Origin of the sequence: Bacillus pseudomycoides DSM 12442 (genome assembly GCF_000161455.1) — a bacterium.
GTDB lineage: Bacteria > Bacillota > Bacilli > Bacillales > Bacillaceae_G > Bacillus_A > Bacillus_A pseudomycoides.
In genome coordinates this window covers 5,312,792-5,313,092 of sequence record NZ_CM000745.1, presented here as the reverse complement: position 1 = coordinate 5,313,092, position 301 = coordinate 5,312,792, and the positions used below count along the sequence as shown (strand labels likewise).

Genomic DNA, 301 nt, shown 5'->3' with positions numbered 1-301 from the left:
TTTGATTTGATCGGTCATATTCTTTTCTAATATTTTGATCACATTGTTACTACTAATTTTCTTTCCAGACACGATCCCTGGAATAATGAATTCACAAGTCTTTTTATATTGCTCGCATAAGTAATTTGATTTACCTACAATTACTCGGCTCTTGCATAGCGGACATTTCCCTAGTGTACGATCTTCCATTGTTGGAAAACGAAACTTTAGCCCCTCCTTATCCAAGTAAAGTGCCGCTGTAAATTCACCCTTTTCTCCTTTAAATCCTTGAATGAAGTCTGAACATTGCCCCGTCAAAATC

At 36.5% G+C, this 301-nt stretch carries 1 pseudogene; it reads right to left on the bottom strand.

From position 1 onward, the window contains the following. Positions 1–301: pseudogene (locus BPMYX0001_RS26925) on the bottom strand (type IA DNA topoisomerase); the annotation flags it as partial.